This window comes from Acinetobacter sp. YH12239 (assembly GCF_013417635.1).
Taxonomy (GTDB): Bacteria; Pseudomonadota; Gammaproteobacteria; order Pseudomonadales; family Moraxellaceae; genus Acinetobacter.
In genome coordinates this window covers 18,243-31,962 of the sequence record NZ_VPDP01000014.1, presented here as the reverse complement: position 1 = coordinate 31,962, position 13,720 = coordinate 18,243, and the positions used below count along the sequence as shown (strand labels likewise).

Sequence of the window (13,720 nt, the reverse complement as noted above, 5' to 3'; positions counted from 1 at the left end):
GTTAAATCTCCTCAGTTGACTTATTGGCTGCTGCTAGTTTTTCGAAATGATACTTACCAGTATGTAAAGAGCTTGGTCCTAGTCTTGAGAACTTGATCATTAAATACATTTCTATGATGAGCAGCACTGTATAGAAAGCAGCGAGTGCTAAAATTGAACCCCATACATCCGCTGAACTAATACTTGATGCAGATAGGTGTGTTGGTAAAACTTCACCAATAGTCCATGGTTGACGACCAACTTCAGCAACGTACCAACCTGTTTGAGCTGCAATCCATGGAAGTGGAAGGGCGATCAGTGCAAACTTGAGCAACCAAGTTTTATTTTCAGCATTACGTTTCATGACGGCATACGTTGCAAGAATGAACAACAAGAGCATTAAGAAACCTGACGCCACCATCGCTCTAAATGCCCAAAATAAACTTGGAACATGAGGGATAGTATCTAAAGCTGCAGACTTAATTTGTTGTTCAGTAGCATCAACTACAGTTGGTGTGTATTTCTTCAACAATAGACCATAACCTAAATCTTTTTGAGTCTCGTCAAATGCGGCTTTGAGTTCTGGTGATTGATCTCCAGCGCGAAGTTGTTCAAGCTGTGCATAAGCGACCATACCATTACGGATACGTTGCTCATGTTGTGCGATTAAATCTTTGATCCCTGTGACTTGTTCAGTTGTAGAGCGAGTCGCGATTAAACCCATGACATATGGAATTTTCACAGCATAGTCTGTTGTTTGCGTCTCAGGATTGGGGATACCAAATAATGTGAATGCAGCTGGTGCTGGATGTGTATCCCATTCTGCTTCAATTGCAGCGAGTTTAGTTTTTTGCACATCACCTAATTCATATCCTGATTCATCACCCAGTAAAATTACGGACAATGTCGAAGCAAGACCGAAAATAGCAGCAATGGCAAATGAACGACGGGCAAAGGCCAAATCACGTTTTTTAAGTAGGTAATAACTTGAAATTGCCAATACAAAAATTGCACCAGTCACATAACCCGCAGAAACAGTATGGACAAATTTAACTTGTGCCACTGGGTTAAAGATTAGTGCGGCAAAATCTACCAGCTCCATTCGCATGGTTTCATAGTTAAATGCGGCCCCGACAGGGTTTTGCATCCAACCATTTGCAACCAAGATCCAAAGTGCTGACATATTAGAGCCTAAAGCCACTAACCATGTCACACATAAATGTTGGACTTTAGAAAGACGTTCCCAGCCGAAAAAGAATAAACCAATAAAAGTAGATTCTAAAAAGAAGGCCATTAATCCTTCGATTGCTAATGGCGCTCCGAAAATGTCACCTACATAATGTGAGTAGTAAGCCCAGTTTGTACCAAACTGGAATTCCATCGTTAGTCCAGTGGTTACCCCTAAAGCAAAGTTGATCCCGAATAACTTACCCCAAAACTTGGTCATGTCTCGGTAAATCTCTTTGCCTGTAATGACATAGGTGGTTTCCATGATGGCAAGGATAAATGCCAAACCTAGAGTGAGGGGTACAAATATAAAGTGATACATTGCGGTCATTGCAAATTGAAACCGCGATAGATCGACCACGCTTTCAGAAATCATCAACGTGTCTCCTTCATTTTAAGTTCGCTGCCCGTAATTCGTTCAGCGACTTGATGGTCAAAGTTTTTGGGAATGGTAGGTGCATCAAACCAGATATTTTTAATCAAGATAAGAATGATTACTTTGATAATGAGAATTAAAGTAATCTCTTTGATTAAATTTTTATTTAAACTTGAAGGTTTAATCATCATATTTAAATTCATTATTTGAATCTATTGTAATTATTATTATCTTTTTTTTATTTAAAATAAATACTTTATAGTCATAAATATTTTTAATATAAAAAATACAACTAAAACAGTTATTTATAATTTATATTTTTAACAAAATTAAATCCAACTAAAATAGTTATATTAAAAAATAAAATAGACTAAAATACTTGGTATTAATATTTTAATTCCAACTGAAATAATAGGATTATTGTTTTAAAGTTTATTGAATTAGTTGGTTTTAAATCTGATTAAAATGGTTGGTTATAAAGATTTTATTAATTTTTATATAATCGTTGAGTTGGTTGGATTTAAATTTAATAGGCGTCACAAAATACCTTGAATGAAATATTTTCAAATCAAATGCATATAATTGAAGTGGGTGTGTTAATAGCTCATTAATGCTGATCAACATTGAAAAGTTGATTTGTTTTGGCTATTTTTTTAGCAATAAAATGAGATCTTTTTGCACGGATCAGGAGGATTTGAGATTGAAATTCAAGTTCCCCAAACTCTGGTTCAACTTGTACATAATGTAATTGACCGAATTCATCGCGAACGCGTGCTTGAGCAGAGAAACCAGGTCGTGCATTACCACTGGAAACAGTTGCTAGTCGACCAAGCAAATTTGAGTGCTCTGATTTGTACTTGGGTTTGATCACTTGATCCAAACAATGAATCATAAATACCGTAAAGAAGATTGCGATAATTAAAGCGGGTAATAAAACATAGTACCAAGCTAGAAAGGATTTCTGGCTTGCAAATACAATGAGCTGAAGAAAATATCCAGCAAAACTAAAATTGATCAGAAAAAAAACAAGAATGAGAACTTTGGAAAATTTAACTTGAAGCAAAGGAAGGCGAATAAGCCAATAAGGTGTTAATTTTTTTATAAATTGACTGGGTCTTAATCCCACAAAATAGCCTAAGGTTTCAACCATGCTGAGCATTAGCAATGCAAACACGCACATATGAAATGGCATTAAATCAATTTCCATTAAAAATGCCAGCATGTCCTTCACCTCATGACTTAAGATTCTAGGTAAATTCCACCATCAGAATGAACTTTAATCTCGACTTTTTCTAAAGATTCACCTTGGCATGGGCCTGAAATGCACACACCAGTTTCTACATCAAATAATGCACCATGAGTAGAGCATTCGATGAACTCTTGATCACGATCTAAGAATTGATTTTCAAGAAACTCGAGTTCAACTTGCAAATGTGGGCATACATTTTGATACGCATAGAAGCAACCATCTCGTTGCGTAATGAAAATGTTGTCACCATTTTCAGTTTCAAAAGATCGAGATTCTCTTTCAGGAATGTCTTCAGTCATGCAAATTTTATTCATTTTATGCGACTTCTATTTGAAATTCTTTAAGAAGTTTAGCGTAATCAGCTACGTCTAAACGTGGACCAAATTGAGCAACCACTTGGCTTGAGATTAAAATAGCCAATTCGGTCGCTGTTTGTAAATCTTTACCAGCATTTAATGCATATAAAAATGCACCAGAGAAAGCATCACCAGCACCGTTCGTGTCTAAAGCAACAACTTTACGTCCTTTCACTTGAAGTTCAGTTGATTCCGTTGCTACAAGAGCGCCGTGTGCTCCAAGCGTAATAATGACGGTAGAGCTTAATTTTTTAAGTGCAGCAAGAGCATGCTGTAAGTCATCAGTTTGTGTATACATCAATGCTTCTTGTTCATTACAGAATAGAACATCTACACCATCATCTAATAATTCGTCCAAGCCTGTACGCGCATACTGCACCATAGCAGGATCAGAGAGTGTTAACGCAATTTTGACATTATTTGCTTTCGCAATTGCACGCGCTTGCTTTACGGCAGCTCGTGCTGTATCACTCGTAGAAAGGTAACCCTCTATATATAACCATTTAGCGGTTTTTAGCGCTTCAAAATCAATTTGTTCATTACTGAGTTCAGCTGTAATACCTAAGAACGTATGCATGGTACGTTCTGAATCAGGACTGACCAAAACCATGCAAGTCCCAGTTACGCCTTCACTGATCGAACGTTCAGAGGTTTGTATTCCTGAATCATTTAGACCTTTTAAGTACAACGCTCCAAGATCATCATTGCCGACACGGCATCCGTAAAACGCTTGACCACCTAAGGCACTAAAAGCCACTGTTGAGTTAGCTGCAGATCCCCCAGAAGCTTGACCTTTATATTCTTGAGAATTTTTTAAGTTTTGAAATAGACGGGCTTGAGTTTCCCCATCTGTAAGCTGCATAGTACCTTTTTGCAAATTTTGCTCTAAAAGAAATTCATCAGATACTTTGAATTCTTGGTCAATGAGGGCATTGCCAATCGCAAAAAGGTCAACTTTAGCCATGTCTAAATTCACATCACGAAAAAAGAAAAAGATTTTACACCAATGCGATTGAATTCAGTAGCGTATAGCTTGATTTTCAAGCTTTAACCCACATTTAATCGAAATGAATCATTTAATTCAGATATAGTTTTATTGATTTAGTTTTAATCTGACTATTTTACTCGGAAAATAGTTGGAGTTTGTTGTATAAATGATGAATTGTATTGAACTATCAGTATAATGATCTTTGTTAAAATTTATGTAAATTAAGGAGCACACATGACCGTAGATGTTACTGAAACCATTCAAAACACCGTTCATCCCGCGTTTCAGTTGGTACGTCAACATCATGTAGCCGCACTCGATATATTAGTTTCAGAATACCGTCATAAAGAAACTGACGCTGTGCATTTTCATCTAGCAACTGAACATGATGAAAATGTTTTTTTAGTTGCTTTCCGTACGCAACCGATGGATTCAAAAGGCGAAGCACACATTCTTGAGCATACTGCATTATGTGGTTCTGAAAAATTTCCTGTACGTGATCCATTCTTTTTGATGATCCGCCGCTCTCTAAATACGTTTATGAACGCATTTACAGCTGCCGATTGGACAGCTTATCCATTTGCGACACAGAATAAAAAAGATTTCCAAAACTTACTTTCCGTATATTTGGATGCAGCATTTGCAGCCAATTTAAACCCTTTGGATTTCGCTCAAGAAGGTATCCGAATTGAGTTGGAGAATGGTGAGCCTGTTTACAAAGGTGTGGTTTTTAATGAAATGAAAGGTGCAATGAGTTCACCTTCAGATCAGTTATATCACCAACTTGCTCATCATTTATTCCCTAAAACGACTTATCACTATAATTCAGGTGGTGATCCTAAGGATATTCCTGATTTAACTTACGAAGAGTTAGTCAGTTTCTATAAGTCACACTATCATCCAAGTAACGCTATTTTCATGACTTTTGGTAATCAATCTGCCTATGAGTTACAAGAGCAGTTTGAAACTTTAGCGTTATCTAAGTTTAAGAAAGGTCAAACCTTATATTCGACACCAGAACAGCGTCTAGAAGCACCTATTGAGGTGACAGAGACTTACGCGGTAGATGCTGAAGATTTGAAAGATAAAACCTACCATGTACTGGCATGGTTACTTCCTGAATCTAGTGATATTCAACTTCGTTTAGGCTTACGTTTGGCTGAAGGGATCTTATTGGAAGATTCTGCTTCACCATTACGTCACTATTTAGAAACGTGTGGTTATGCTCAATCTACAGGACCAATTTTAGGTCTTGATGATTCTAACTATGAAATGACTTTCTACTGCGGTATTCAAGGTTCAAATCCTGAACATGCAGAAACATTCAAAAACGGTGTGTTGAATGTGCTGAATGAGGTTGCCTCGAAGCCAGTAGATCAGTCATTGGTTGATGCGATTTTACATCAAATTGAATTACACCAACGAGAAATTGGTGGAGATGGCACGCCTTATGGACTAAGCCTCATCCTCAATGGTTTAAGCAGTGCAATTCATCATAATGATCCAATACATGTTTGGGACGTAGATTCGACCATTGAGCAAGTGAAAGAGCAGTTGAAAGACCCGATGTGGTTGCCTAATCTGATCAAGACCCACTTGATTGATAATCCACATCGTGTACAGATGACACTTGTACCAGATGAGAATAAGTCGAAATTAGAGGCTGAAGCAGAAAAACAGCGTTTAACCGATATAGGCGCACGCTTAACAGATGCCGAAAAAGCTGAAATTGTACGCCAAACTGAGGCATTAAATGAAAGACAGGCGACTCCTGATAACTTAGATTTATTGCCGAAAGTTGGTTTAGAAGATATTCCTGCTGAGCTTCCAGTCGTTCAAGGTCAATTGCGAGAAATCATTTCTAATAACTTAGATACACCCTTGAACTTATACCATGCGGGTACTAACGGAATTTATTATCAACAAGTGATTATTCAAATTCCTGACCAAGTCGTGAAATCACCTTACTTTAACTTACTCTCAGTGCTCATGGGCGAGGTCGGTGCAGGTCAATATAATTATTTGGAATTGCAGCAATTACAAACAGCAGTAAGTGGTGGCCTTGGTATGGGGGCATCTCTACGTAGTAAAGTTGATGATAAAGGTAAAATTAGCGCATTTTTAACGCTGACAACAAAATCGCTTGCCCACAAACTAGATACGATTCAATTGTTAAAATTGGCATTTGAGAAACTGCGTTTTGATGAAAAGGACCGTATTATTGAACTCTTACAACAACGTAAGACGCGTTGGGCATCCCGTTTGTCTGGTTCTGGACATAGCTATGCCATGCAGATCGCTTCTCGTAATATGAGTGCATTGGCATTACGTGATTATAATAATACTGGCTTAGGTGCGCTTAATTGGTTGAGCGAGCTTGTTCAAAGCATTGAAACAGATGAACAAGCATATGCGCACCTCATTCAAGAGTTGCAAAATATTCACCGTTTGTTGTTACTCGCGCCTAAACAGTTCCTACTGGTCTGTGAAGAGCAGCAGTCTGAACGTTTAATTGAAGAAATTCAAAATGTTTGGGATAAACTTGAAGTGAATCGTGAACCAGTGCGTCTTACTGAAGTTAATTTTGAACAAACACAAAATGATGAAGCATGGCTGATTCAATCCAATGTCCAATTCTGTGCTTCTGCTTATCCAGCAGTTGAAGTTTCTCATCCGGATGCAGCACCGTTAATGGTGCTTGCGGGTTATCTACGTAATGGTTTCCTACATAGTGCAATCCGTGAAAAAGGAGGCGCTTATGGTGGTGGTGCAAGCTATGATGGCAATGCTTGTGCATTTAGATTCTATAGTTATCGTGATCCACGTTTAGCAGAAACTTTCCAAGATTTTGAAGCAAGTATTGATTGGTTATTGAATACTGAACAAAAACCACACCAACTTGAAGAGGCGATTCTTGGTCTTGTATCGAGCATGGATAAGCCTGGTTCTCCAGCAGGTGAAGCAATTACTGCATGTTATGCATTATTGCACGGACGTACGCCTCAATTCAGAAAAACTTTACGAGAGCGTTTGCTCAATGTAACGTTAGATGATCTAAAACGTGTAGCAGAAACGTATTTAGTGAATCAAAAACCAACGAAGGCTGTTGTAGCACCAATGGCTAAAAAAGAGCAACTTGCAGAACTTGGATTTGAAATAAAACAAGTGAATTAAAATTAAAAATGGGGCTTAGCCAATGCGAAATAGAATAAAACGTACACCAATATGGTTGGGTGTGTCGTCGTTCATGTGTTTGCCTATACAGACTGTTTGGGCAACAGATGTGGTACCAGCGAATCCAGCGTCACCACAAGCGTGCGTTGCACTTGATTCAAATGCAGAGCGTTTAGCCTGCTATGATGCATTGTTCAAAGCCCCTGAACTTGAGCAACCTGCGTATGTTTCTGAGCGTCAGGCTGCGCGTGAAATACCAGCACCGCAGGTTGAACCACAGGATTTAAAGTCTAAAATCGAACAAAAATTTGAAAACTTGTTTTCAGTGGAAGGTCCTGTAATTACACCAAATTCATCGTTGCTTGATAAACGATGGGAATTGGCTGAAGACAGTAAATTAGGTACATGGAATATACGTGCACATCAACCTGTCTATTTACTTCCTGCATTTTGGACGTCTGATAAGAACGAATTTCCATCGAGTCCAAATCCTCAAAACACCGTAGAAGATGATCAAAATTTAAAGTCTTTAGAGTCCAAGTTTCAAATTTCACTCAAAACCAAAGCTGTTGAAAACTTAATCGGGAATAATGGCGATATTTGGTTAGGTTATACCCAGTCATCTCGTTGGCAGGTCTACAACTCTGAAGAATCACGACCATTTCGTGAAACGAATTATGAACCTGAAGCAAGTATTGTGTTTAGAACCAACTATGAATTTTTAGGTTTAAATGGTCGCTTACTCGGTTTAACGCTGAATCATCAATCAAATGGACGTTCGGATCCTTTATCACGTAGTTGGAACCGTGTGATGCTGAACTTAGGATTTGAGCGTGATAATTTCGCTATGATGATTCGACCTTGGTATCGAATCGAAGAAGATTTCAATGATGATAACAATCCTGACATTAAAAACTATATTGGTCGTGGTGATTTAACAACTTTTTACCGTTGGAATGATCATGATTTTAGTTTGATGTTAAGACATTCACTTAAGGATGGGGATGATTCTCGAGGAGCTGTTCAATTTGATTGGGCATTCCCAATCAGTGGCAAACTTAGAGGTCATTTTCAATTATTCGATGGGTATGGTGAGAGTTTGATTGATTATAATCATCGTGCTACCTATGCGGGTATTGGCGTCTCTTTAATGAATGCTTTCTAAATAAAAAAACCACGCTTAGGCGTGGTTTTTTTTAGCGATCTTATTTCGATTGAATTAGGGGAACACCAGTCACTTTCTGTATCTCATCAAAGGTGACGTCATAAGCCAGTTCTATCAGTTTTACCCCTTGAGGCGTGATATCCAAGACTCCTAGATCTGTGATCATGCGATGAACGACTGCTTTACCTGTAAGAGGCAGTGAGCATTCCGGAACAATTTTTGGGGTGCCATCTTTGGCACAATGTTCCATCAGCACGACGACTTTTTGTACGCCAGCCACCAAATCCATTGCTCCACCCATACCTTTGACTTTTTTCCCTGGAATCATCCAATTCGCAAGATCACCTTGCTCAGAGACTTCCATAGCGCCAAGAATAGCTATATTCACATGCCCACCACGGATCATGGCAAATGAATCAGCACTGGAAAAGAATGCAGCGCCTGCTCGCGCCGTAACGGTTTGCTTACCCGCATTAATCAGGTCAGCATCTACGGTTTCTTTTGTTGGAAATTCACCAATTCCCAGCAAACCATTTTCAGATTGGAGCCAAACATTGATGTTTTCAGGAATGTAGTTCGCAACCAATGTAGGCAATCCAATCCCTAAATTGACATAAAATCCATCTTCGAGTTCCAAGGCAGCTCGTTGTGCCATTTCATTACGCGTCCATGCCATAACTTATGCCTCCGCCTTTAAGGTCATTTGTTCGATTCTTTTTTCTGGTGTGGTGTTAAGAACGATACGATTTACATAAATGCCGGGCAAATGTATCGCATCGGGATCGAGCTCACCGATCTCTACAATTTCCTCAACTTCAGCGACTGTAATTTTCCCAGCCATCGCACAAACGGGATTAAAATTTTGAGCTGTTTTCCTAAAGATTAGGTTACCTGCCTTATCTGCTTTATACGCTTTGACCAAAGCGACATCTGCAGTTAAAGAGGGTTCTAAAATATATTCTTTACCATTGAACTCACGTACTTCTTTACCTTCTGCAATCAACGTACCTACGCCTGTTTGGGTGAAAAATGCAGGAATCCCAGCTCCACCAGCACGGAGTTTTTCAGCCAAAGTGCCTTGAGGGGTTAGCTCGACTTCAAGTTCACCATTTAAGTATTGTCGCTCAAATTCTTTATTTTCTCCGACATAGGACGAGATCATTTTTTTGATTTGTTTTGTTTCGAGTAGTAATCCCAAACCAAAACCATCTACACCCGCATTGTTTGAAATACAAATTAGCTCTTTAGCTCCCGTTTGTTTCAGGGCAGCAATCAAAGCCTCAGGAATACCACATAAGCCAAAACCGCCAACAGCTAAGGTTTGACCATCTTGAATGATATCGTTCAGTGCACTTTCAGCACTTTCATACACTTTGTTCGTCATTGAACACCTCATTGTATTTTTATTTTATTCATCCTGAATCAGCTTCTGATCTTCATCATTTCATAATGCTGATACGAACTAAGCACATTTTTTTTGCCAATACGCATTGGCATAGTTAGATGGATTATTTCGTTGCAAAACTTGACTAATGTTACGACTCGCAAGCATCAGGGCATCTAGGTCAATGCCAGTCTCATAGCCCATATTGGACAAGAGATAAAATAAGTCTTCAGTGGATACATTACCCGAAGCACCTTTGGCATAAGGACAACCGCCGAGACCTGCAATCGATGAGTCAAATATGCGGATGCCTTGTGTCAGTGATTGATAGATATTCGCAATTGCCATGCCGTAGGTATTGTGAAAATGACCTGCTAAAAGTTGTGGTTCAATTCGTTCCAAACATGCATTCCAAACTTTGGCAACTCGATCAGGTGTAGCTGTGCCGATGGTTTCACCCAAGGATACTTCGTAGCAACCTAGATCGATTAATTTTGCACTGACTTCAGCGACCTTAGATGGATCAATTGGGCCTTCATAAGGGCAGTCGACGATACATGAAACATATCCACGTACTTTAATATCATGTTGTTGAGCAAGCTGTAATACATCAGCAAACTTCTCAAAGCTTTCCTCAATTGAACAATTTATATTCTTTTGAGTGAAGCTTTCAGAAGCAGCGGTGAAAACTGCAACTTCTTTACAGCCTACAGCTAAAGCTGATTCGAATCCCTTAAGGTTTGGTGTCAGTAAGCTGAATTGGATATCTGCATCATGTGATAAGCTGGCATAGAGTTGATCACTTTCTGCCATCTGAGGTACCCACTTTGCAGATACACAAGAACCGACTTCGATATTCTTCAAACCAGTTTTCATCAAATCAAGAATAAGATTGCGTCTGTCTTCGAATGTTAAGGGTGTTTTTTCATTCTGAAGACCGTCACGAGGTCCAACTTCTACGATTTTCACAAAATTATCGTGATTTGATGTGGTTTGATTGGTTGTTTTCATCATGCCGCATTCTCCTCAGCAGCTTGAAACTCAACCAGCTCATCTCCAGCTTTCACTTGATCGCCTTGTTGGAAATAAGCTGCGACTACGACACCATCAAATGGTGCACGTATAGCGTATTCCATTTTCATTGCTTCTAACGTTAATAACACGTCATCTTTTTTTACACGTTGATTTGCTGAAACAAATACTTGTGTCACTGCACCCGGCATTGGCGCTTTTAGATTTGAGTCAGATGAGGATTGATCATCTGTATTAAAATTAGCTTTGATGAGTTCAAATTTAAAAGTCTGCCCATTTTTAAAGAGGGTGACCGCATCATTGGTTTTTTTGAAACTGATTTTCTCTTGACCAAAAGAGGTATAGATCGCAATGAGATTTTCATTGAGCAACTGACCTGAGATAGCGTAGCTTTCGCCATCAAGCTGTGCTTCGAACCCTTGTGAAGTTGAGATAAATTCAACTTGATACGTTTGTCCGAGATGTTCTAGTTTTATCGGTGTACGCGCATCAACATTACTTCTCCAAAGGGGTTTTGCTTTCCAAACTGGATGGCTTGTACGTTTGGATTCATTTAACTGAGAATGCAGTTCAATAAATGCTGCTGTGACAATTGTTTCAGCCGAAGAAGGAGTAGTGGTTTTAAATAGGAACTCATCTTCACGCTGAATTAAATTGGTATCTAGATTGGCATTTTTGAAAGAGTCACATGCCACTAAGCGATCTAAAAATGCAATATTGTTGCCTAAGCCTTCGACATGAAAGTGGCTCAAAGCATGATGCATCTGGACTAGAGCTGCTTCACGATTTTCTCCCCATACGATGAGTTTAGCAATCATTGGATCATAGAACGTTGTGATCTCATCACCTTGCACAATGCCACTATCAACACGGACACATTCATTTTGAGTCGGATAATGCAGATAATTAATTTTTCCAATTGCTGGAAGAAATCCTTTCTCTGGCTCTTCTGCATAAACACGAGCTTCAAGTGCATGGCCATGAATTTTTAATTCAGACTGTTGTTTTGGCAAAGGTTCACCATAAGCAACACGTAATTGCCATTCAACCAAATCTTGTCCTGTGATCATTTCCGTCACAGGGTGTTCAACTTGGAGGCGAGTGTTCATTTCCATGAAGTAAGCTGTACCATCTTGCTCAACAATGAACTCAACCGTTCCAGCACCGACATAGTCTACTGCTCGGGCAGCATTAATCGCAGCTTCACGCATCGCTTCGAGTTTAACTTCGGCCATTTTAGGGGCTGGGGCTTCCTCTAGGACTTTTTGGTGACGGCGCTGCACAGAGCAATCACGTTCAAAGAGGTGAACATAATTGCCATGTTTGTCACCAAAAACTTGCACTTCAATATGACGAGGATTGACAACATAACGTTCAATTAGAACGTCATCATTGCCAAAGCTTGATTTCGCTTCACTTTTGCATGAGTTCAGTGCAGGAAGAAAGTCTTCAGCACGCTCAACTAAGCGCATGCCTTTACCACCACCACCTGCACTGGCTTTAATCAGCACAGGATAACCAATCTGATCAGCTTGTTGTTTAAGAAAATCTGCATCTTGATTGCTGCCATGATACCCAGGTGTGAGTGGTACACCTGCTTTTTCCATCAATGCTTTAGATGTTGCCTTTAAACCCATGGCTAAGATGGCAGCCACTGGAGGCCCTATAAAGGTGATGTTGTTTTTTTCACAAGCTTCCGCAAATTGATCATTTTCAGATAGAAAACCATAACCTGGATGGATGGCTTCAGCTCCTGTTTTAAGTGCAGCTTGAATAATACGATCTGCTTGTAAATAACTTTGTGCAGCAGGGGATTCACCAATATAAATGGCTTCATCTGCTAATTTGACATGCTGCGCTTGGGCATCTGCATCTGAGTAGACTGCAACCGTTGCGATACCTAATTTTTGTGCACTACGAATCACACGACATGCAATTTCGCCACGGTTTGCAATGAGAATTTTTTTAAACATATTGAATTCCTTTTTATTGTTCTGCCGTTGCTTGAATCCATGCTGGGCTTTGTTTATTTAAAAAAGCAGTTAAGCCATTTTTGGCTTCATCACCTTGACGTACGTGCGCAATGTGTTGGGCGGTTTGAATCAGTAAATCTTCTGTGACTTCTTGATGATCAACTAAACGAATCAAAGACTTTGATGCAGCTTGAGCTTCAGGGCCACCAAGCAAAATTGCATCAATGATTTCCGATACGGTGGCATCCAACTGTTCTGGCTGACAAACTTCATGGACGAGACCAATATGCTTTGCTTGCTCTGCAGAAATACGTTCAGCCGTGAGAAAGTATCGAGATGCTTGACGAGCACCGATCGCACGGATCACGTACGGACTAATCGTTGAAGGTGCTAAACCTAATCTCACTTCTGAAGTGGCAAACTTAGCATCAGTGGTAGCCACACAAATATCGCATGCTGAAGCAAGCCCCATGCCGCCGCCAAATGCAATACCGTGGACGCGTGCGATAGTCGGTTGTTTCAGCGTGGCTAAACTTTGTAACATTTTGGCAAGTTTCAAAGCATCTTCTTCATTTTCCACTTTTGATGCTTGACCTGCTTGCTTCATCCAATTAAGGTCCGCACCTGCAGAAAAGCTTTTACCACGACCTGCCAAAACGACAACACGAACGTCATCATTAGCATTTAAAGTTGTGAAACAGTGATTCAGCTCTTCTATCACTTGTGTATTGAATGCATTGTGTAATTCAGCACGATTAATCCATACGGTCGCAACTTGGCGTTCAATTTCAAGCTGTAAAAATTCATAACTCATGTC

At 39.5% G+C, this 13,720-nt stretch carries 12 protein-coding genes; 2 read left to right on the top strand and 10 right to left on the bottom strand.

Annotated features, from left to right (window positions below):
* Nucleotide 1: 1 nt before the first annotated feature.
* From FTV17_RS11795 to FTV17_RS11775, 5 genes are all read right to left on the bottom strand, one after another.
* Nucleotides 2-1,582, bottom strand: coding sequence for a cytochrome ubiquinol oxidase subunit I (locus tag FTV17_RS11795; protein WP_035266593.1), 1,581 nt, complete (start codon nucleotides 1,580-1,582; stop codon nucleotides 2-4).
* Entirely contained in the window at nucleotides 1,582-1,773 is a 192-nt protein-coding gene (cydP, locus tag FTV17_RS11790; RefSeq protein ID WP_179999814.1) for a cytochrome oxidase putative small subunit CydP, read from the bottom strand. Before cydP ends, FTV17_RS11795 begins: the two co-directional genes overlap by 1 nt.
* 416 nt (nucleotides 1,774-2,189) lie before the next feature.
* The gene (locus FTV17_RS11785; protein WP_179999774.1) at nucleotides 2,190-2,804 is read right to left on the bottom strand and encodes an OB-fold-containig protein; all 615 of its coding nucleotides are present in this window, start codon (nucleotides 2,802-2,804) and stop codon (nucleotides 2,190-2,192) included.
* A 17-nt stretch (nucleotides 2,805-2,821) separates the two neighbouring features.
* Nucleotides 2,822-3,130, bottom strand: a complete 309-nt coding sequence (locus FTV17_RS11780) for a Rieske (2Fe-2S) protein (RefSeq protein ID WP_171076765.1) — start codon at nucleotides 3,128-3,130, stop codon at nucleotides 2,822-2,824.
* Nucleotides 3,131-3,146: 16 nt separating this feature from the next.
* On the bottom strand, nucleotides 3,147-4,151 hold the full coding sequence (locus tag FTV17_RS11775; RefSeq protein WP_179999773.1) for an adenosine kinase: 1,005 nt from the start codon (nucleotides 4,149-4,151) through the stop codon (nucleotides 3,147-3,149).
* 258 nt (nucleotides 4,152-4,409) lie between these two features.
* Between FTV17_RS11775 and FTV17_RS11770 the strand changes: the two genes are divergently transcribed.
* Both FTV17_RS11770 and FTV17_RS11765 read left to right on the top strand, forming a co-directional pair.
* Nucleotides 4,410-7,349, top strand: coding sequence for an insulinase family protein (locus FTV17_RS11770; protein ID WP_179999771.1), 2,940 nt, complete (start codon nucleotides 4,410-4,412; stop codon nucleotides 7,347-7,349).
* A 73-nt stretch (nucleotides 7,350-7,422) separates the two neighbouring features.
* Nucleotides 7,423-8,514, top strand: coding sequence for a phospholipase A (locus tag FTV17_RS11765; RefSeq protein ID WP_257219938.1), 1,092 nt, complete (start codon nucleotides 7,423-7,425; stop codon nucleotides 8,512-8,514).
* A 40-nt stretch (nucleotides 8,515-8,554) separates the two neighbouring features.
* Here FTV17_RS11765 and FTV17_RS11760 read toward each other — a convergent pair whose 3' ends face one another.
* The 5 genes from FTV17_RS11760 to FTV17_RS11740 form a co-directional block, all read right to left on the bottom strand.
* Nucleotides 8,555-9,190 (bottom strand): CoA transferase subunit B, encoded by a 636-nt coding sequence (locus FTV17_RS11760; RefSeq protein ID WP_179999767.1) that lies wholly within the window; start codon nucleotides 9,188-9,190, stop codon nucleotides 8,555-8,557.
* A gap of 3 nt (nucleotides 9,191-9,193) precedes the next feature.
* Entirely contained in the window at nucleotides 9,194-9,898 is a 705-nt protein-coding gene (locus FTV17_RS11755; RefSeq protein ID WP_179999765.1) for a CoA transferase subunit A, read from the bottom strand.
* A gap of 78 nt (nucleotides 9,899-9,976) precedes the next feature.
* On the bottom strand, nucleotides 9,977-10,909 hold the full coding sequence (locus tag FTV17_RS11750; RefSeq protein ID WP_179999812.1) for a hydroxymethylglutaryl-CoA lyase: 933 nt from the start codon (nucleotides 10,907-10,909) through the stop codon (nucleotides 9,977-9,979).
* Complete coding sequence (locus tag FTV17_RS11745; protein WP_179999762.1) at nucleotides 10,909-12,903, bottom strand: acetyl/propionyl/methylcrotonyl-CoA carboxylase subunit alpha; 1,995 nt, start codon at nucleotides 12,901-12,903, stop codon at nucleotides 10,909-10,911. The genes FTV17_RS11750 and FTV17_RS11745 overlap by 1 nt, the downstream gene beginning before the upstream one ends.
* A 13-nt stretch (nucleotides 12,904-12,916) precedes the next feature.
* Nucleotides 12,917-13,717, bottom strand: coding sequence for an enoyl-CoA hydratase/isomerase family protein (locus FTV17_RS11740; protein ID WP_179999760.1), 801 nt, complete (start codon nucleotides 13,715-13,717; stop codon nucleotides 12,917-12,919).
* Nucleotides 13,718-13,720 lie beyond the last annotated feature (3 nt).

Bases quoted from the DNA above. Each gene is read 5' to 3' on its own strand.
- FTV17_RS11785 (WP_179999774.1), bottom strand. From the start codon at position 2,804: ATGCTGGCATTTTTAATGGAAATTGATTTAATGCCATTTCATATGTGC.
- FTV17_RS11760 (WP_179999767.1), bottom strand. From the start codon at position 9,190: ATGGCATGGACGCGTAATGAAATGGCACAACGAGCTGCCTTGGAACTC.
- FTV17_RS11775 (WP_179999773.1), bottom strand. From the start codon at position 4,151: ATGGCTAAAGTTGACCTTTTTGCGATTGGCAATGCCCTCATTGACCAA.
- FTV17_RS11770 (WP_179999771.1), top strand. From the start codon at position 4,410: ATGACCGTAGATGTTACTGAAACCATTCAAAACACCGTTCATCCCGCG.
- FTV17_RS11745 (WP_179999762.1), bottom strand. From the start codon at position 12,903: ATGTTTAAAAAAATTCTCATTGCAAACCGTGGCGAAATTGCATGTCGT.
- cydP (WP_179999814.1), bottom strand. From the start codon at position 1,773: ATGATGATTAAACCTTCAAGTTTAAATAAAAATTTAATCAAAGAGATT.
- FTV17_RS11750 (WP_179999812.1), bottom strand. From the start codon at position 10,909: ATGAAAACAACCAATCAAACCACATCAAATCACGATAATTTTGTGAAA.
- FTV17_RS11755 (WP_179999765.1), bottom strand. From the start codon at position 9,898: ATGACGAACAAAGTGTATGAAAGTGCTGAAAGTGCACTGAACGATATC.
- FTV17_RS11740 (WP_179999760.1), bottom strand. From the start codon at position 13,717: ATGAGTTATGAATTTTTACAGCTTGAAATTGAACGCCAAGTTGCGACC.
- FTV17_RS11765 (WP_257219938.1), top strand. From the start codon at position 7,423: ATGTGTTTGCCTATACAGACTGTTTGGGCAACAGATGTGGTACCAGCG.
- FTV17_RS11780 (WP_171076765.1), bottom strand. From the start codon at position 3,130: ATGACTGAAGACATTCCTGAAAGAGAATCTCGATCTTTTGAAACTGAA.
- FTV17_RS11795 (WP_035266593.1), bottom strand. From the start codon at position 1,582: ATGATTTCTGAAAGCGTGGTCGATCTATCGCGGTTTCAATTTGCAATG.